The 18,124-nt window shown below is 73.6% G+C and carries 12 protein-coding genes and 2 tRNA genes; 12 read left to right on the top strand and 2 right to left on the bottom strand.

Features of this window, described 5'->3' with window-relative positions:
• Positions 1-218: 218 nt before the first annotated feature.
• The 5 genes from U5M74_RS04015 to U5M74_RS03995 all read left to right on the top strand — a co-directional run bounded on the left by U5M74_RS04015 (position 219) and on the right by U5M74_RS03995 (position 2,265).
• Complete coding sequence (locus tag U5M74_RS04015; protein ID WP_410906365.1) at positions 219-554, top strand: hypothetical protein; 336 nt, start codon at positions 219-221, stop codon at positions 552-554.
• A complete protein-coding gene (rsfS, locus tag U5M74_RS04010) occupies positions 551-955 on the top strand; it encodes a ribosome silencing factor (protein ID WP_069984085.1) in 405 nt (134 codons plus the stop codon). The genes U5M74_RS04015 and rsfS overlap by 4 nt, the downstream gene beginning before the upstream one ends.
• A gap of 5 nt (positions 956-960) precedes the next feature.
• On the top strand, positions 961-1,662 hold the full coding sequence (locus U5M74_RS04005) for a histidine phosphatase family protein (protein ID WP_410906363.1): 702 nt from the start codon (positions 961-963) through the stop codon (positions 1,660-1,662).
• A gap of 119 nt (positions 1,663-1,781) precedes the next feature.
• Positions 1,782-1,854 (top strand) — tRNA-Ala (locus tag U5M74_RS04000).
• A gap of 338 nt (positions 1,855-2,192) precedes the next feature.
• Positions 2,193-2,265: transfer RNA gene (locus tag U5M74_RS03995), tRNA-Ala, on the top strand.
• A 171-nt stretch (positions 2,266-2,436) separates the two neighbouring features.
• On the opposite strand, the gene U5M74_RS03990 is transcribed toward U5M74_RS03995, so the two are convergent.
• Positions 2,437-3,468 (bottom strand): LacI family DNA-binding transcriptional regulator, encoded by a 1,032-nt coding sequence (locus U5M74_RS03990; protein WP_410906361.1) that lies wholly within the window; start codon positions 3,466-3,468, stop codon positions 2,437-2,439.
• A gap of 272 nt (positions 3,469-3,740) precedes the next feature.
• Between U5M74_RS03990 and U5M74_RS03985 the strand changes: the two genes are divergently transcribed.
• From U5M74_RS03985 to U5M74_RS03970, 4 genes are all read left to right on the top strand, one after another.
• Positions 3,741-5,057 carry an ABC transporter substrate-binding protein gene (locus U5M74_RS03985; protein ID WP_410906360.1) on the top strand — a complete coding sequence of 439 codons (1,317 nt, stop codon included), beginning with the start codon at positions 3,741-3,743 and terminating at the stop codon, positions 5,055-5,057.
• A gap of 154 nt (positions 5,058-5,211) precedes the next feature.
• Positions 5,212-6,123: a carbohydrate ABC transporter permease gene (locus U5M74_RS03980; RefSeq protein WP_410906358.1), complete on the top strand. Its 912-nt coding sequence runs from the start codon at positions 5,212-5,214 to the stop codon at positions 6,121-6,123.
• A gap of 4 nt (positions 6,124-6,127) precedes the next feature.
• Entirely contained in the window at positions 6,128-6,925 is a 798-nt protein-coding gene (locus U5M74_RS03975) for a carbohydrate ABC transporter permease (protein WP_410906356.1), read from the top strand.
• Complete coding sequence (locus tag U5M74_RS03970; protein WP_410906354.1) at positions 6,922-9,990, top strand: glycoside hydrolase family 2 TIM barrel-domain containing protein; 3,069 nt, start codon at positions 6,922-6,924, stop codon at positions 9,988-9,990. The genes U5M74_RS03975 and U5M74_RS03970 overlap by 4 nt, the downstream gene beginning before the upstream one ends.
• 50 nt (positions 9,991-10,040) lie before the next feature.
• On the opposite strand, the gene U5M74_RS03965 is transcribed toward U5M74_RS03970, so the two are convergent.
• Complete coding sequence (locus tag U5M74_RS03965) at positions 10,041-10,943, bottom strand: helix-turn-helix domain-containing protein (protein ID WP_410906352.1); 903 nt, start codon at positions 10,941-10,943, stop codon at positions 10,041-10,043.
• A 56-nt stretch (positions 10,944-10,999) separates the two neighbouring features.
• On the opposite strand from U5M74_RS03965, the gene U5M74_RS03960 reads away from it, so the two are divergent.
• Genes U5M74_RS03960 through U5M74_RS03950 form a run of 3 tightly spaced genes read left to right on the top strand, consistent with a single transcriptional unit; the run spans position 11,000 to position 18,095 of the window.
• Positions 11,000-14,422: a DUF5107 domain-containing protein gene (locus U5M74_RS03960; RefSeq protein WP_410906350.1), complete on the top strand. Its 3,423-nt coding sequence runs from the start codon at positions 11,000-11,002 to the stop codon at positions 14,420-14,422.
• On the top strand, positions 14,419-16,833 hold the full coding sequence (locus U5M74_RS03955) for a beta-galactosidase (RefSeq protein ID WP_410906348.1): 2,415 nt from the start codon (positions 14,419-14,421) through the stop codon (positions 16,831-16,833). Before U5M74_RS03960 ends, U5M74_RS03955 begins: the two co-directional genes overlap by 4 nt.
• Positions 16,824-18,095 carry a cellulase-like family protein gene (locus U5M74_RS03950; RefSeq protein ID WP_410906346.1) on the top strand — a complete coding sequence of 424 codons (1,272 nt, stop codon included), beginning with the start codon at positions 16,824-16,826 and terminating at the stop codon, positions 18,093-18,095. Before U5M74_RS03955 ends, U5M74_RS03950 begins: the two co-directional genes overlap by 10 nt.
• Positions 18,096-18,124 lie beyond the last annotated feature (29 nt).

Genomic DNA, 18,124 nt, shown 5'->3' with positions numbered 1-18,124 from the left:
CACACCCCCTCCGCCCCCGGCGTCACGGGCGTCCCCCGGTTGCCTCGCCCCCGCCCGCGCCGCCCCCCCCCGCGCGGCCCTGCGCGCGGGGGCGCGCCCCCGGCGCGGCGCCCGCCTGGGGCCCGGTCTCCGGCGCCGCAGCGTCGGCGCGCACGTCGTCGGCGCCCACGTCCGCGGCGCCCACGCAGCCGTCAGAACCCGCGGCGACCGTCGCCGGCATGCCGGCGAGCGTGCCGCCCGGCGGCCGCCCGGCCTCGCCGTTCGACGCCGTCCTCGGCGCCGAGCCGTCGCAGCGCGCCCGCGCGGCAGCGCAGCCTGCCCAGCAGCCGGCTCCGCAGCGGGTCGGGCAGCAGCCGCAGCAGGAGGAGCCCGAGGAGCGGCACGGGGCGTCCTACACGTGGCTGCACTACATCGTCCTGGTCGTGGTCGCGTTCGTCCTCGGCCTGCTGCTGTGGAAGCTCATCGACACCGAGCAGCCCAGCTTCTCGTCCGAAAACTCCGCCGCGGCGACGGTCACGACCGTCGAGCCCGGCCCCTGGGAGGGAACCCCGTGACCGCAACCGAGCGCGCTCTCGAGCTCGCCGTCGTCGCCGCCCGCGCCGCCGCCGACCGCAAGGCGGAGGAGATCATCGCGCTCGACGTGAGCGAGCAGCTGGTGCTCACCGATGTCTTCCTCATCGCGTCCGGCACGAACGAGCGCCAGGTCTCGGCGATCGTCGACGCCGTCGAGGAGGCCATGCACAAGGCCGGCGCCAAGCCGATCCGCCGCGAGGGCCGGTCCGAGGCGCGCTGGGTGCTGCTCGACTTCGGCGACGTCGTCGTGCACGTGCAGCACGCGGAGGACCGCGTGTACTACGCCCTCGAGCGCCTGTGGAAGGACTGCCCCGTGGTGCCGCTGCCGGACGACGTCACGAACGCCGACGGCACGCCCGCCCAGCCGGCCACGGCCGACTGAGCCCGATGACCGCGGGCACCGTCGTCCTGCTGCGCCACGGGCGCACGGAGTGGAACCTCGTCGGGCGCCTGCAGGGGCAGACCGACGTCCCGCTCGACGAGGTCGGCCGCTGGCAGGCGGCCGAGACCGCAACGCACCTGGCGCGCGCCCACCGCGCGGCGCGGGTGGTGGCGTCGGACCTGACGCGCGCCGTGGACACGGCCCGCGCGTACGCCGACCTGGTCGGCGCCGACGTGCTGCCCGACGAGCGGCTGCGCGAGCGGGCGTTCGGCAAGTGGGAGGGCCTGACCGACGCGCAGATCGCCGCGGGCTGGCCCGAGGAGCACGCCGCCTGGCGCGGCGGGCACGACGTGGAGGGCGTCCCGCCCGGCGGGGAGACCCGCGGCGAGGTCGGGCGGCGCGTGCTGCGCGCCGTCCGGGAGCACGCCGCCGCGGTCGAGGACGGCGGCACGCTCGTCGTCGTCTCGCACGGTGCCGCCCTGACCACCGGCCTCACCGCGCTGCTCGGGCTCGACCCGGACGCGTGGCGCGGCGTCGTCGGCCTGACCAACGCCCACTGGACGGAGCTGCGGCGGTCGCGCGGCGGCCTGGCCCCCGAGTGGCGCCTGGTGACCCACAACGTGGGCGCCGGCTACGCGGCGGAGGAGTGGCACGCCGGCCCGGCCACGGGCGTCGAGCAGGAGCCGGACACCGCCGACCTGGGCTGAGGGCGCGGCAGGATCCCGCCGATTTGGAGCCGCGGGGCAACCCTGCGTAGTATTACGGACGTTCCCGCGGAGCGATCCCGGGCACGACCACCCGAATCAGGCGTCACGGCCAGGTTCACGGGGCTGTGGCGCAGCTGGTAGCGCACCTGCATGGCATGCAGGGGGTCAGGGGTTCGAGTCCCCTCAGCTCCACCGGAGGAACGCCGGGCTCGTCGAGCCCGGCGTTCTTGCGTTCCCGGGGCTTCGCAGGCCGACGCCCGTGCCGGCCGGCGGCCTGCCACAGTGGACGCTTCTCGTGGGCCGCGCCGGACGACAGCGTGCACGGGCAGGACGACCCCGCGGCGCTCGGCGCCGTCGTCGCCGAGGCGATGGTCACCGGCGAGGGCAAGCCCGAGGTGCTCGTGGGGAAGGCCCGGCCCATGGTCCCGGGCTGATGGTGGCTGCGGTGCGGAACCCGGTGCGGGACCGGGCCGGCGGATCGGGTACGATTTCCGAGGCTCGTTCGCCGGGGGACCGGTGGCCGGAGCCGCGGGGCTGTGGCGCAGCTGGTAGCGCACCTGCATGGCATGCAGGGGGTCAGGGGTTCGAGTCCCCTCAGCTCCACCGTCGATGCTGATCAGAGGCCATCTCGGAGTCCTTCACGAAGGGGCGCGGGATGGCCTCTGGTCGTTCACCGAGCACCTCACCGTCGCGCAGGACCTGCTGGGCCGGCGTCTGGGGTCCTCCGGACAGGCACCCGGCTCCACCGCGCTCCCACGGCCCTGTGCCGCGCGCTCAGCGTCGCGGAGGGCCCGTGCTCGCGCGGACGACGAGACGGGTCGGCACCATGACGGGCTCCAGGCCCGGCGTCTCGCCGCCGCGGATCTGGCCGAGCAGCAGCGTGACGAGCTCGCGGCCCATCCGGTGGAAGTCCTGCTGCACCGTGGTCAGCGGGGGGATGCTGTACTCGGACAGCCTGATGCCGTCGAAGCCGACGACGGAGACGTCCTCCGGGACGCGGCGGCCGTGCTCGTGCAGGGCACGGAGCAGTCCGAACGCGGTCTCGTCGTTCGCGCAGAGCACCGCGGTGACGTCAGGGTCGGTCGCGACGTGCCGGCCGGCGGCGTACCCCGCCTGCGGGGTCCAGTCCCCGGGCCACGGCGGGGGCGGCGCGACGCCCGCCTCCAGCAGGCGGCGCCGCCAGGTGGCGAGGCGGCTCATGGCGGGCTCCGAGTCGACCGGACCTGCGACGTGGTGAACGGTCCGGTGGCCGAGAGCGAGGAGGTGCTCGACGGCGTCGCGCACGCCCTGCACCTGGTCGGCGGCCACCGCCGGGTACTGCCCGACGAGCCGGGAGTACGAGGCGACCACCGGGAGCCCGGGCGGCAGCGCCAGCGTCTCGGGAGCGCTCTCCTCGGCGCGGATGATGACGAGGCCGTCGACCGCCCGCTGCGACAGGCGCCGCGCGGCGTGCTGCCAGTCGGCGGCGCCGGGCGTGCCCACGTGGATGAGCGTGACGGTGTAGTCCTCGAGCTCCGCGGCCTCGAGCACGGCCTCGGTGATGCCGGCCTCGCCCGTGCGGTCGAAGGCGTGCGCCAGGAGCCCGATGGTGCCGAAGTGCCCGCTGCGCAGGGCCCGTGCCACCCGGTTCGGCGAGTATCCGAGCTTGCCCATGGCGTCGAGCACGCGGTCCCGGGTGACGGGCCGCACGGACGGCGCCCCGTTCGCGACCCGGGAGACTGTCTGCGCCGACACCCCAGCCAGGCGCGCGACGTCCTCGATGGAGGGACCGGTCGACCTCCGCCGCGCCGTCGTCGGTGTGGGCATGGCGCCATGATAGACGGCCCGCTCGGCCGCTGATGGTGACGTTGCCAACGGGCCGGACAAGCCGCACCCGAGCGTTCCCATCGTTACAGGAGTGTGACCTTTCATCCTTGCCCCGTCGCCGAGCCGCGCTGCTATGTTCACGTCACCATTCGGGACGACGACGTCCGCATCGGTGGAGGTGGCGGGCAGCCTGCCCGGCCGCCGCTCCCGCGGCGCAGCCGTCGGACGTGGCACGCAACGACGCGACACACACCAGAAGGAGACGGCGTTCCATGAGGACTACAGCACGCAAGCTCGGAGTCATGGCAGCGGTCCTGCCGCTCGGGCTCGCCCTCGCCGCCTGCGGCGGCGGTGGCAGCACGACCGGCTCCGGCGAGGGCGGCGGGGGCGACGGCGACAACACCCTGACGGTGTGGGCGTGGGACCCGGCGTTCAACATCTACGCCCTCCAGGAGGCCGAGAAGGTCTACCAGCAGGAGAACCCGGACTTCAAGCTCGACATCCAGGAGGTGCCCTGGGAGGACGTCCAGACGCGCCTGACGACGCTCGCGCAGTCCCAGGAGACAGGCGAGCTGCCGGACATCTTCCTCATGCAGAACAACGCGTTCCAGAAGAACGTCCTCAACTACCCGGACCTCTTCAGCGACCTCTCGGGCAGCGACGTCGACTTCTCCGAGTTCCCCGAGTCCGTCGTCGCGTACTCCACGGTCGACGACGTCAACTACGGCGTGCCCTTCGACAACGGCACCGCCGTCACGGCACTGCGCACGGACGTGCTCGAGGAGGCCGGCTACACCGCCGACGACTTCACCGACATCACCTGGGACGAGTTCATCACGCTGGGCGAGGACGTCCTGGCGAAGACGGGCAAGCCCCTGCTGTCCGGGCAGGCGGGGTCTGCCGACATCCCGGTCATGATGCTGCAGAGCGCCGGCGCGAGCCTGTTCGACGCGGAGGGCAACCCGACCATCGTCGACAACGCGGCGCTCACCGCCGCCATCGACACCTACCAGCGGCTCGTCGAGTCCGGCGTCCTGGTGGAGGTGAACACCTGGGACGAGTACATCAACACGCTCGTCAACGACACGGTCGCCGCGACGGTCAACGGCGTGTGGATCCTCGGCTCCATCCAGAGCGCCGAGGACCAGTCCGGCAAGTGGGCCATCACGAACGTGCCCTCGCTCGACGGCGTGGAGGGCGCGACGAACTACACCGCCAACGGCGGCTCCTCGTGGGCGGTCAGCTCCAACGCGGACGTCGAGCTCGCGCAGGACTTCCTGGCGAAGACGTTCGCCGGCTCGTCGGAGCTCTACGACACGATCCTGCCCGAGGCGGGCGCCCTGGCGAACTGGCTCCCCGCCAGCGAGAGCGACGTCTACGGCGAGCCCCAGGAGTTCTTCGGCGGCGACTCGATCTACAGCAAGGTCGTCGGTTACGCCGCGGAGGTGCCGAGCAACAACACCGGCGCCTACTACTACGAGGGGCGTGACGCGGTCAGCGTCGCGATCACGAACATCATGAACGGGGCCGACCCGAAGGCCGCGCTCGAAGAGGCCCAGTCGACCGTCGAGTTCGCGATGGGCTCCTGACCCACTCCCCGCGCGCGGCGGGGCGGCCCACGCCGTCCTGCCGCGCGCGGGCTCTGTCCCGTCGCACGCGCATCTGAAAGGTGGGCCCGCCGTGGCTCGTCCGACTGCAACGGCGCAGCGGTCCGTCTCGGGAGAAGCTCCCGTCACCGGCACCGTGGCTGCGCCCCTGCCGCCCCGTCCCAAGATCTCGCCGCTCGAGCGCCGCAAGAGCCTCACGGGCTGGGTCTTCCTGCTCCCCGCGTCCCTGCTCATCCTCTGGCTGAGCTTCTGGCCCATGATCCAGGCGGCGATCCTGTCGCTGCAGACCGGCCGCGGGACGCGGCTGAGCTTCGCCGAGCCGCTGTGGTCGAACTACACGCGCCTGCTCGAGGACGAGACCTTCAAGCTCACCCTGCAGAACACGTTCATCTACCTGATCATCCAGGTCCCGCTCATGCTCGTCATGGCGCTGGTCCTGGCGAACCTGCTGAACAACCCGAACCTGCGGTTCAAGAGCATGTGGCGCACCGCCATCTTCCTCCCGAGCGCGGTCGGCCTCGTGTCCTACGCCCTCGTCTTCCGGACGATGTTCGCCAACGACGGCCTCGTCAACGACCTGCTCACAGGCCTAAGCCTCGTCGACGCGCCCGTGAACTGGCTCGGTCAGACAGGAACCGCCCGCTTCGTGCTCATCCTCGGCCTGCTGTGGCGCTGGACGGGCTACAACATGATCTTCTACCTGGCGGCGCTGCAGACGGTCGACCGCTCGACGATCGAGGCCGCCAAGATCGACGGCGCGAGCTCGGCGAAGGCGTTCTGGTACGTGACGGTGCCGCAGCTCAAGCCGATGATCCTGCTCACCGCGATCCTGTCGACGAACGGCACGCTCCAGCTCTTCGACGAGTCCTACGCGCTCACCGCCGGCGGTCCGGCGAACACGTCGATGACCATCTCGCACTACCTGTACATGGTGTCGTTCCGCAACAGCCCCAACTTCGGCTATGCGTCGGCGATCTCCTACGTGATCCTCATCATCGTCGCCGCGCTCGCCGTGGTGCAGCTCAAGGTCGGTGACAAGCGTGACTAGGTCGATGCAGAACGTGACGGGCTACGTCTTCCTCACCCTCGCAGCGGTGGCGTCGGTGTTCCCGCTGTACTTCATGGTCGTCTCGGCCACGAACACCAGCAACGAGGTCCTGGCGTCCAAGCTGCTGCCGGGCACCCACCTGCTGGAGAACTTCCGGACCCTCGTCGGGGCGCAGCCCCTCGGCACGGCGCTGTGGTACTCCGCGCTCATCGCGGTGGGCACCACGGTCCTCGCCCTCGCCGTGACCTCGGTCGCGGGCTACGGCTTCGAGGTGTTCCACACGAAGGCCAAGGACCGGTTCATGGGCTTCCTCCTGCTGGCCATCATGATCCCGTTCGCGGCGACGATGATCCCGCTGTTCCGCATGTTCGGCGACCTCGGGCTCGTCAACAGCTGGATCGCCGTGGTGCTCCCCGCGATCTCGACGCCGTTCCTCGTCCTGCTGTTCCGGCAGGCCTCCCGGTCGTTCCCGCACGAGATCATCGAGGCCGCGCGGATCGACGGCCTGAAGGAGCTGCAGATCTTCCTGCGGATCTACGTGCCGACGATGCGCCCCACGTTCGCGGCCGCCGCCGTCATCACCTTCATGGCGGCGTGGAACAACTTCCTGTGGCCGAAGGTCGTCCTCGTCAACGACGAGGTGCTGACCCTGCCGATGCTGCTGACCAACATCCAGGCCGGGTACGTCACCGACTACGGGATGCTGATGCTCGCCGTCCTCATCGCGTCGCTGCCCGCGATGCTCGTCTTCCTCGCCCTGCAGAAGAGCTTCGCCCAGGGCATCACCGGAGCCATCAAGTGACCTTCAGCCTCGACCGCGTCTCCGACCCGCGCTTCGTCGCCGAGCACCGGACGGCCCCGCACTCCGACCACCGGTGGTTCGCCTCCGCCCAGGAGGCCGCCACCGGGACCAGCTCGTTCGAGCAGAGCCTCAACGGCACGTGGCGCCTGCACTACGCCGCGAACCCGGCCGGCGTCCTGCCGGGCTTCGAGCAGCCCGGCCTCGACCGCAGCGGCTGGGACGAGGTGACCGTCCCCGGCCACCTGCAGCTGCAGGGCTACCACCGGCCGCAGTACGTCAACGTGCAGTACCCCTGGGACGGGAGCGAGGCGCTCGAGCCCGGGCAGGCGCCCCGGCGCAGCAACCCCGTCGGCAGCTACGTGCGCACGTTCACCCTGGACCGCCGGCCCGGCGAGGGCGAGCGCGTGACCGTCACCTTCCACGGCGCGGAGAGCGCCGTGGCGGTGTGGGTCAACGGCCGGTACGTCGGCTACGGCGCGGACACCTTCACGCCGTCGGAGTTCGACGTCACGGACGCCCTCGTCGAGGGGGAGAACACGGTCGCCGCGCAGGTCGTCATGTGGACGTCCGGCTCGTGGATCGAGGACCAGGACTTCTTCCGCTTCTCCGGCCTGTTCCGCGACGTGGTGCTCCGGCACCGCCCGGTGGTGCACGCCGAGGACGTCCGCGTCGTCACGGACGTGGCGCCCGGGCTCGACCGGGCGGTCGTGCGCGTGCGGGTGGCGCTCCAGGGGGAGGGCGCCGTCACCGCGGTGCTCGACGGCGTCGGGCCCCTGGGGCCCGGACCCGACGGCGAGCTCGTCGTCGAGGTGGCCGGCCCGCGGCTGTGGAGCGCCGAGGACCCGCACCTGTACGACCTGCGCCTCGAGGTGCGGGACGCGGCGGGTGCGGTGACGGAGCACGTCCCGCTCCGCGTGGGTCTGCGCCGGTTCGGCATCGAGGACGGCGTCCTGTCCGTCAACGGCCGGCGGGTGGTCTTCACCGGCGTCAACCGCCACGAGTTCGGGTCCCAGGGCCGGGTGATGACGCGCGAGGAGACCGAGGCCGACCTGCGCCTCATGAAGCAGATCGGCATCAACGCGGTCCGCACCAGCCACTACCCGAACAACGGCTTCTTCTACGACCTGTGCGACGACTACGGGTTGTACGTCGTCGACGAGATGAATCTGGAGTCCCACGCCATGTGGGACCGGCTGCTGCGGCAGGACCTCCCCGTGGAGGAGGCGTTGCCGGGCGACCGGCCCGAGTGGCTGCCGGCGCTGCTCGACCGCGCCGCCAACATGCTCGAGCGCGACAAGAACCACCCGTCGGTGGTGATGTGGTCCTGCGGCAACGAGTCCTACGGCGGCACGGGCATCCGGGCGGTCGCGGACTGGTTCCGCTCCGTCGACGACCGGCCGGTGCACTACGAGGGCGTGCACTGGGACCCGCGGTACCCGGAGACGACGGACGTGGTCAGCACGATGTACACCCCGGCGGCCGACGTCGCGGCGTTCCTCACCGAGCACCGCGACAGGCCGGTGATCCTCTGCGAGTACGCCCACTCGATGGGCAACTCGTTCGGCGCCGTGGGCAGGTACCTCGACCTGGCGTACCGCGACCGGCTGTTCCAGGGCGGCTTCATCTGGGACTTCGCCGACCAGGCCCTGCCGGTGACCGACCGGTACGGCCGCACGTTCGACGGCTACGGCGGGGACTTCGGCGACGTGCCGCACGACGCGGACTTCTCCGGCAACGGCATCCTCTTCGCCGACCGCACGCCGAAGCCGGTCGTCCAGGAGGTCCGGTACCTCTACCAGCCGTACCAGGTGCAGCTGCGCCTCGACGGCATCACTGACGGCGCGGACGCCGGTGTCGTCGTGGTGCGCAACCGCCACCTGTTCACGCCGTCCTCCGCCCACGCCTGCGTCGTGACGCTCGCGCGGGAGGGGCAGGTGCTCGTCGAGCAGACGCTCGACACCGACGTGGCGCCCGGCGACGAGGGTGCGTACGCGCTGCCCGTGAAGGTGCCGGGGGACCCGGGGGAGTACACGGTCGACGTGTCCTTCCGCCTGCGAGCCGCCACCCGGTGGGCCGACGCCGGCCACGAGGTCGCGCACGAGCAGGCCGTGGTCCGGGTGGCCGAGCCCGCGCGTGCCCCGGCCTCTGCCGCGCCGGCGCCGACGGTCGTCGAGGGCATCCACAACGTCGGCGTCCACGGGGAGGGCTTCAGCGCGCTCTTCTCGCGGCTGCACGGCGGGCTGCTGTCCTACCGCACGGGGCCGGGCACCGCGACGGGCGAGGGGCGCGAGCTCCTGCGCTCCGTGCCGCAGCCGTGCTTCTGGCACGCCCCCACCTCGAACGAGCGCGGCTACGGCGGCCCGTCGGAGGACGGCGCGTGGCTGCTGGCCAGCCGGTATCCGACCCTGGACCGCGACGCGCCGCAGCCCGAGGTCGTCCGGCGCGACGACGCGGTGGAGCTCACCTTCCGATACGTGCTGCCCACGGCGCCCGTGAGCTCCTGCGACGTGACGTACCGCGTCGACGGCACGGGCCGCGTCGAGGTGGCCCAGGTCGTGCGCCCCGGTGAGGGGCTCGGGGACATGCCCGAGATGGGCATGCTGCTCACCACGGACCCTGACCTGCACCGGGTGCGGCTGTACGGCGAGGGCCCCGAGGAGTGCTACGTCGACCGGCGCGCAGGTGCCCGCCTCGGCGTCCACACCTTCGACGTCCGTACGGCGCTCACACGCTACCTGCGTCCGCAGGAGGCGGGCAGCCGCACGGGCGTGCGGTGGGCGGAGGTGACGGACGACGACGGCGTCGGGATCCGGTTGGAGCACGCGGGAGAGCCCGGCCCGACCGGCGGCATGGAGCTGTCCGCCTTGCCGTGGACGCCGTTCGAGATCGAGAACGCGGCGCACCCGAACGAGCTGCCCCCCGTCCACCGCACGGTCCTGCGCCCGGCCCTCCAGCGCCGAGGCGTGGGCGGCGACAACTCCTGGGGCGCTCGCACCCATCCGGAGTTCCTCCTGCCCGCCGGCCGGGAGCTGACGTTCCGGTTCGCGTTCCACGGCATCGGCTGAAGCTTGCCCGCCTCGAGGACCCCGGACCCGGGGTCCTCGAGGCTGCCCGGTCAGGCGCGGGCGGGCCGGTCGCGGTACGCCGACGGCGACATGCCGTGCACGCGGGCGAACTGACGCGAGAAGTACAGCGGGTCGGCATAGCCCGCGTCCCTCGCCACCGCGCTCACCGGCACCGACGAGCTGTCCAGGAGCTCTCGCGCGCGCGCCATGCGCAGCTCCGTCTGGTACTGGAGCGGTGACATGCCCAGCTCGTGGCGGAACAGCTGGCCGAGCTGCGAGACTCCCAGGCCGACCATCGCGGCCAGCGCCGCCACGGACGTGCGGTGCGGGACGGTGGCGCGCAGGTGCTCGACCGCCCGCTCCACCGGGCTCAGGCTCGGCCCGGACCGCCGGCGCCCGGTCGCCACGACGTGCGCCAGGGCGTTCCAGATCAGGCCGGTCGCGCGCACCAGCGCGGCCGTGGTGAGCCCGCCGTCCAGGGCGTCGATCGTCTGCGAGACGAGGCTGGCCACGGGCGCCGGGTCGGGCAGGTGGGTGACCGGCCCCCGCGCCGCGGCGCGTGCCGCCTCGACCAGCTCGCCGGCGTCGGGCCCCGCGACGTGCACCCACCAGACCGTCCAGGGGTCGGTCACCGAGGCGCCGTACTCGTGCTGCACGCCGGCGGGAAGGAGCACGGCGTCCCCGCGAGCGACGGCGAACCGTCCCTCCGGTGTGCGGCACCATCCCGTCCCGTCGGAGCAGACGAGCAGGACGTGCTGGTCCGCGCCCGTCGGCCGCGAGCGCCCGTGGCGAGCCGCGTGCGGGAAGAAACCGACGTCGGTGACGGTCAGGCGTCCGGTCACCGGGCGACCCAGCGCGCTCGCGACCGCCGGCCTGGGGACCACGAGGATCCGCTGCCCGACGAAGCCGTCCCGGAGCAGCGGCGGTCCCGCGGTGACCGGCGATTCGTCCATGGCCAGCATCGAATCTGCCATCGGTCCGCGGGTCAAGCCGCTGTACTGTCCGAGACGTGCCCGAAGAAGAGTCACGGATCGTGCTGCCGTCCGCGCCGGCCGAGATCGCCGGCCGCGCGGTGCGGGCGTGGCGGGAGCCCGTCGTCATCGACACCTACGAGCCGGACCGGCCGGACCGGTACCCCGCCTACCTGGACCAGCGCGTCTACCAGGGGTCCTCCGGCGCGGTGTACCCGCTGCCGTTCGTCGACGGCGTCGCGCGGCACAAGGCGCCGCGCTCGTGGGACGCCGTCCACCTGGAGAACGCGTACGTCCGCCTGATGATCCTCCCCGAGCTCGGCGGCCGGATCCACGTCGGGCACGACAAGACCCGGGGCTACGACTTCTTCATGCGCAACGACGTCATCAAGCCGGCCCTGGTGGGGCTGACCGGCCCGTGGGTGGCCGGCGGGGTGGAGCTCAACTGGCCGCAGCACCACCGGCCCGGCACCTACCTGCCCACCGAGGCGACCCTCGAGCACGAGGACGACGGCGCGGTGACCGTGTGGTGCTCCGACCACGACCCGTTCGCGCGCATGCAGGGCATGCACGGCGTGCGGCTGCGACCGGGCAGCGCGCTGGTGGAGGTCCGCGGGCACCTGGTGAACCGCACGGACGACGTCCAGACGTTCCTGTGGTGGGCCAACGTCGCGGCCGCGGTCCACGACGACTACCAGTCGTTCTTCCCGACCGACGTGCACGTCGTGGCCGACCACGCCAAGCGGGCGGTGACGGCTTTCCCGGCCGCGCGCGACCGGTACTACGGCGTGGACTACCCGTCGCGCCGGACGGCCGACCGGCCGGACGCGGACCGGCTGGACTGGTACCGCAACATCCCGGTCCCGACCTCGTACATGTGCCTGGGCACGCAGGACGACTTCTTCGGCGGCTACGACCATCGCGCCGGTGCAGGCTTCGTGCACTGGGCGGATCATCGCATCGCGCCGGGCAAGAAGCAGTGGACGTGGGGTAACGCGGCGTTCGGGCGGGCGTGGGACGCGCACCTGAGCGACGACGGGACGCCGTACGTCGAGCTCATGGCCGGCGTCTTCACCGACAACCAGCCGGACTTCGCGTTCCTGCGGCCGGGGGAGACGCGCACCTTCTCCCAGTACTGGTACCCGATCCAGGAGACTGGCCCGGTGCACCAGGCGACCCGCGACGCCGCGGTCCGGCTGGACGTGGTGGCGGACGGCGCCGGGACCCGTGTCCGGGTCGCGGTGGGCACCACGGCACCGCGCGCCGGCAGCCGCGTCGTGCTGCACGGGCCCGACGGCGTCCTGCACGACCGGACCGCCGACATCGCGCCCGGGCGCCCGTACGTCCACGAGCTCCGGCTGGACGCGCGGCTGGACCCGACGTCGTGCGAGGTGCTCGTCGAGCACTCCGGCGAGGTGCTGGTGCGCTGGCGTCCGCGTCCCGCGGACGCCGACGACCCGGTGGCGACCCTGCCGGAGCCCGCCGAGGAGGTGCCCGCGCCGGCCGACGTCCCGTCCGTCGACGAGCTGTACCTGACCGGGCTGCACCTCGAGCAGTACCGGCACGCCACCCGCTCACCGGAGCCCTACTGGACGGAAGGGCTGCGCCGCGACCCCGGCGACGCCCGCTGTCACGTCGCGCTCGCCGCCCGCCGGCAGCGCGACGGCCGGCTGGACGCGGCCGAGGAGCACCTGCGGGCGGCCGTCGCCCGCCTCACCCGCCGCAACCCCAACCCGCGCGACGGCGAGGCGCACTACCGGCTCGGGGTCGTCCTCGCGCGGCTCGGCCGTGACGACGAGGCCCGCGCCGCCCTGGGCACCGCGTCGTGGGACGCGTCGTGGCACGCCGCCGCGGTGGTGGCGAGCGCCCGGCTGGACCTGGCCGCCGGTCGGCACGCGGAGGTGCTCGAGCACCTGACCGCGCTGATCGCCCACGCACCCGACCACCCGCAGGCGCGCGCCCTGGCGGCGATCGCCGCGCGCCGCTGCGGCGACCCCGGCCTCGCCGCCGAGCTGGTCACCGGGACGCTCGCCACCAACCCGCTGGACGCCTGGTCGCGGGACCTGGCCGCCCGGCTCGGGCTCGACGTCGTGCCGACGTGCGACCCGACCACGGCCCTGGACGTCGCCCTGGAGTACGCGGCCGTCCGCGAGGACGACGCCGCCGTGGACCTCTTCGAGCACGTGGCCCACCTGCCGCTGACGCCCGGTCAGCGCAACGTCGCCCCGCTGGCCTGGCTGCACCGGGCCGATCTCGAGCTCCGCCGCGGCGACGACGCCGCCGCCGAGCATGCCCGCAGCGTGGCGGCATCGCTGGACCGCACGTGGTGCTTCCCCTCTGCCGGGGACGACGACATGCTCGCGCGGTTGCGCCGCCGGTGGCCCGAGGACCCGGTCCTCGCCGGGCTGGCCGGCCACAGGTTGTACGCGGCCGGCCGTCGCCAGGAGGCGATCGACGCCTGGGAGGCGTCCGCGGCCGCCGACCCGTCCGACTCCGTCGTCCTGCGCAACCTCGGCGTCGCCTCGCACAACGTCCGTGGCGACGCCGAGCTCGCCGCCCAGTACTACCGTCGGGCGCGGGCTCTGGCGCCCGATGACGCTCGGCTGCTGTACGAGGCGGACCAGCTCGAAGGACGCCGGGGCGCCGATCCGGCCGAACGGGCGGCGACCTTGCGGAGCCGCCTCGACCTCGTCGCACGGCGCGACGACCTGTCGGTCCAGCTCGCCGAGATCCTCACCGCCGTGGGCGGGGCCGACGAGGCCCTCGACGTGCTGACCGGCCGCGACTTCCAGCCCTGGGAGGGCGGCGAGGGACGGGTGCTCGCGGCCTGGGAGGACGCCTGCCTCGCCCGGGCCCGGCAGGCGCTCGACGCCGGCGACGCGGAGGCAGCGGTCGAGCACGTGACGGCATCGCTCCACCCGCCCGCGTTTCTCGGCGAGGCGCGGCACCCGCTCGCCAACACCGCCCACCTGTACCTGGTGCTCGGAGACGCGCTGGCCGCCGTCGGCGACGACGCCTCCGCCCGCGACTCCTGGGAGATCGCCGCCGGGCAGCAGGGCGACTTCCAGTCCATGCAGGTCCAGGCGTACTCCGAGCGCACCGCCGACGCCGTCGTCGCCCTGCGCCGACTGGGACGGTCGGACGAGGCCGCGCAACTGCGGGACGGGCTGGCCCGGTACGCGGACGCGCAGGCGGGAGCGCAGGCCCGGATCGACTACTTCGCCACGTCCCTGCCGACCATGCTGCTGTTCACCCAGGACGTCCAGCACGAGCACGACACCCGCGTCGCCGTCCTGCGCGCCCAGCTCGCCCGGATCGACGGCAGCGTCGCCGAGGCGACCTCGCTGGCGGCCGACGTCCTCGTCCGCGACCCCCTCAACACGCACGCCCGCGCGCTCCTGGCGCCCGCTCGGGTCCAGGGCCGTCGCCCGCGTCGGCGCTCGACGAACGGAGAACCGTGAACGACGACGTCCTGCAGGCACCACCGCGCGCCGGCCACCGGGTCCGGGTCACCACGCCGCCCGAGCCCCGCCGCGACCACCTCCCGCTCGGCGAGCCCGCCGGCAGCCCTGACCGCATCGAGGTCACGAGCCGGTGGATCGGACGTGCCGGGCGCCCGTGGTTCCCGGTCACCGGCGAGATCCACTACTCACGGATCCCGCGCGAGCGCTGGCCGGAGGTGCTGGGTCATGCCCGGGCCGGCGGCCTGGACTCGGTGGCGACCTACGTGTTCTGGCGGGCGCACGAGCCGCAGCCGGGTGACTTCCGCTGGGACGGCGACCTGGACCTGCGCGCCTTCGTCGAGCTCGCCGCGTCGCACGGGCTGGACGTGGTCGTCCGGCTGGGCCCGTGGGCGCACGGCGAGTCGCGTCTGGGCGGCTTCCCGGACTGGCTCGTCGAGCGTGGCCTGCGCACCCGCACGGACGACCCTGCCTACCTCGACCTCGTGCGGGCCTTCTACGCCCAGTCGATCGCCCAGCTGACCGGGCTCACCCACGCCGAGGGAGGGCCGGTCGTCGCCGCGCAGGTGGACAACGAGCTGTACGACCAGCCGGCACACCTCGCCACGCTGCGCCGGACCGCAGAGGACCTCGGGCTGCGCGTCCCGCTGTGGACGGCCACCGGCTGGGGCGGGGCGCAGGTCCCGCACACGCTGCTGCCCGTGTACAGCGCGTACGCCGACGGCTTCTGGGAGGACTCGCGCACGGAGTGGCCGGAGTTCGCGGCGGCCCACTTCCGGTACAGCCCGGTCCGCGACGACCTCTCCGTGGGCGCCGACCTGCGCGAGGCGCTCGACGGGATCGTCCTCGACCCGGCGTCCGTCCCGCTCGAGGACGACGCGCTGCCGTTCGCCACCTGCGAGCTGGGCGGCGGGATGCACGTCGCCTACCACCGGCGTCCCCTGGTGACCGCCGCCGACGTCGCCGCGCTCGCCCTGGCCAAGATCGGCAGCGGCTCGATCTGGCAGGGCTACTACATGTACGCCGGCGGGACCCAACGGACCGCCGCGGTGCCCGGCCAGGTCGGCGGCGAGCAGGAGTCGCACGCCACCGGCTACCCCAACGACGTCCCGGAGCTCACCTACGACTTCTGGGCCCCCGTCGGAGAGCACGGACAGGTCCGGCCCCACCACCATGCGCTGCGGCGCCAGCACCTGTGGCTGCAGGCCGAGGGCGAGCGGCTCGCGGCCATGACCACCACCGTGGGCGGCGGGAGCGAGCGGACCGACGAGCTGCGGTGGGCCGTGCGCAGCGACGGGCGTCGCGGCTACCTGTTCCTCACCACGTACCAGCCGGAGCGGCAGCCGTTGACCGCGCAGGACGGCGTGCAGGTGACCGTCGCCTTCGACGACGGCGCCGAGGTGACCGTCCCGACCGTGCCGGTCGACCTCCCTGCGGGTGTCTCGCTGGCGTGGCCGCTGCGGTACGCCCTGACCCCGGACGTCGAGCTGCGCGGCGCCACCGCCCAGGTCGTCACCCGGCTCGCGGTCGACGGCGACGAGGTCGTCGTGCTGGCGGCGACCGCAGGCGTCCCGGTGGAGCTCGTGCTGGACGGCGACGTCCCGGTCGGCGGTGCGGGGCAGGGCGAGCACCGCGACGGCGCCACGGTCGTCGAGCTCCGCACGCCGCCGGGACCGACGTGCGTCGTGGTGCTGCCGGGGGTGCGGGTGCTGGTGCTCGACGACGCGTCGGCCGACCGCCTCTACCGGCTGGAGGTCGGCGGGCGCGAGCGCCTCGTCCTGTCCGACGCCCCGCTGTACGTCGAGGACGGAGCGCTGGTCCTGCACCCGGACACCGGCCGGGCGACGGTGTCGCTGCTCCCTCCGCCGGTCGCGGTGCGCGCCTCCGAGGGGCGGGTCACCGAGGGGCGGGACGACGGCCCGTGGCGGACGTGGTCGCTGGACGTCCCGTCGGGCGGTCACCGACCGGTCCTGACCGGCGCCCGCCCCCTGGACGCGACCGCCCCGGAGCCCGTCCACGGCGGGCCGATGGACCGCCTCTCCGCGCCGACCGACTGGTCCGGCGCCGCGCACCTGCGCGTGGCGGTCCCACGGGACGCGCTCGACGGCGTCGACCGCGCCCTCCTGCGAATCACCTGGCGTGGCGACGCCGGCCGGGCGTACGTCGGGGAACGCCTGGTCAGCGACCACTTCTGGCACGGCCGTCCGTGGGACGTCGACCTCACTCCCTGGCGCGACGAGGTCGCGGCCGGTGGCCTCCGCCTCGAGCTGCTGCCGTGGAGCGCCGGCGCAGGGGTGTGGGTCGATCCCACGGTCCGCGGCCTGGACGACGGCGTCGTCGTGGACGCGGTCGACGTCGTGCGGGTCGCCCGGGTGCGCCTCGAGGTCGGGGAGCCGGGCGCATGGAGCTGAGCCCCACCCACCTGCCCGACCGGCTGGCGATCACCCTGTGGGACTTCTCCTGGTACGTCCGCACCGGTCCGGGCGAGCCGTTCGAGGATCTCGACGCCGCCTTCGCCCGCGCGGTGGAGCTGGGCTACAACGCCGTCCGCATCTGCGCGATGCCGTTCCTGCTCTTCCGGTCCGGACTGGACACCACCGCCCTGCGCCTCGGACCCATCGGCAACGGGTACGCCGGACGCGTGCGCTGGTACGACGTCCAGCAGCCCACGATGATCGACGCCCGGCAGCACCTGCTGGAGCTCTTCCGCGCAGCCGGCCGCCACGGCGTGGTCGTGATCGCCTCCTCCTGGGAGTACCAGCAGAGCCCCGCGTTCGCCGCGGACCGGGCCTGGTACGACGCTCTCGAGGCGGTCGCCCCCGACCAGCGGCTGGTCGTCCTCGGCGAGGCGCTCGCCGATCTGGTGGACCTGCTCGACGAGCACGGCCTGCGGCACACCCTGGCGTTCGTCGAGCCCCACAACGAGGTCCAGGCCGGTCACCTCACCGCGGGCCTGCCCGGTGCGGACGACCCTGTGGTGGAGCTGCGTGACCGGCTCGAGGCGGGCATCGCCGCCTTCGCCGTCCGCCACCCGGACGTGCTGTGCGGTCCCAGCTACGCCGCCGTGCCGGTGACGGCGATGCGAGGCCTGCCGCGCAACGCCGGCGTCCTGGTGTTCCACCCCTACGTGTACGGGGTGCTGGACGACCTCGTGACGGAGTTCGCGCTCCGCGGGGACCCTGCCGACTTCCCGCAGGCCCGCGCGGACGCCGAGCTGCTCAGGCCGGGCGCGCCGCGCCTGGCCGACTGGGCGCCGCCGGCGGACGAGGAGTGGAAGCGGCACGCCTCGATAGTCGGCCACGCCGAGATCTACCTGCACGACTGGTGCGACCCGGCCGCCGTCGACCGGTGGCTGTACGAGCGCTACGGCGCCCACCGCATCGCCATGGCGAACCGGCTCGAGGAGTGGATCGGCACGGCCGCCGACCATGCCCGGCGCCTGGGCGTCCCGCTCGTGTTCGGCGAGGGCTGGGTGGGGTACACCCCGCGCGACAGCCGGTTCGAGGAGGGCCCCGTGGGGGCGCAGATCTGCCGGGACGCCGTCACCCTGGCGGCCCGGGTGGGCGCCTGGGGCGCGGTCGTGTGCTCGAACGCGGCGCCCCAGCACGCCATGTGGGCCGACGAGACGCTCCAGCGCGAGTGCACCACGGTGATCACCGGCCGGACGCGGTGACGCCGACGGGCCTGACCCCTGCCGTCCCG

The sequence above is a fragment of the Puerhibacterium sp. TATVAM-FAB25 genome, assembly GCF_046535855.1.
GTDB classification, from domain to species: domain Bacteria; phylum Actinomycetota; class Actinomycetes; order Actinomycetales; family Cellulomonadaceae; genus Puerhibacterium; species Puerhibacterium variabilis_A.
This window is presented reverse-complemented; position numbering and strand designations above follow the sequence as displayed.

What these genes read in the sequence shown, in the direction of transcription:
- U5M74_RS03975 (WP_410906356.1), top strand. Translation starts at nt 6,128, where the DNA reads ATGCAGAACGTGACGGGCTACGTCTTCCTCACCCTCGCAGCGGTGGCG.
- U5M74_RS03950 (WP_410906346.1), top strand. Translation starts at nt 16,824, where the DNA reads ATGGAGCTGAGCCCCACCCACCTGCCCGACCGGCTGGCGATCACCCTG.
- U5M74_RS04015 (WP_410906365.1), top strand. Translation starts at nt 219, where the DNA reads ATGCCGGCGAGCGTGCCGCCCGGCGGCCGCCCGGCCTCGCCGTTCGAC.
- U5M74_RS03985 (WP_410906360.1), top strand. Translation starts at nt 3,741, where the DNA reads ATGAGGACTACAGCACGCAAGCTCGGAGTCATGGCAGCGGTCCTGCCG.
- U5M74_RS04005 (WP_410906363.1), top strand. Translation starts at nt 961, where the DNA reads ATGACCGCGGGCACCGTCGTCCTGCTGCGCCACGGGCGCACGGAGTGG.
- U5M74_RS03990 (WP_410906361.1), bottom strand. Translation starts at nt 3,468, where the DNA reads ATGCCCACACCGACGACGGCGCGGCGGAGGTCGACCGGTCCCTCCATC.
- U5M74_RS03965 (WP_410906352.1), bottom strand. Translation starts at nt 10,943, where the DNA reads ATGGACGAATCGCCGGTCACCGCGGGACCGCCGCTGCTCCGGGACGGC.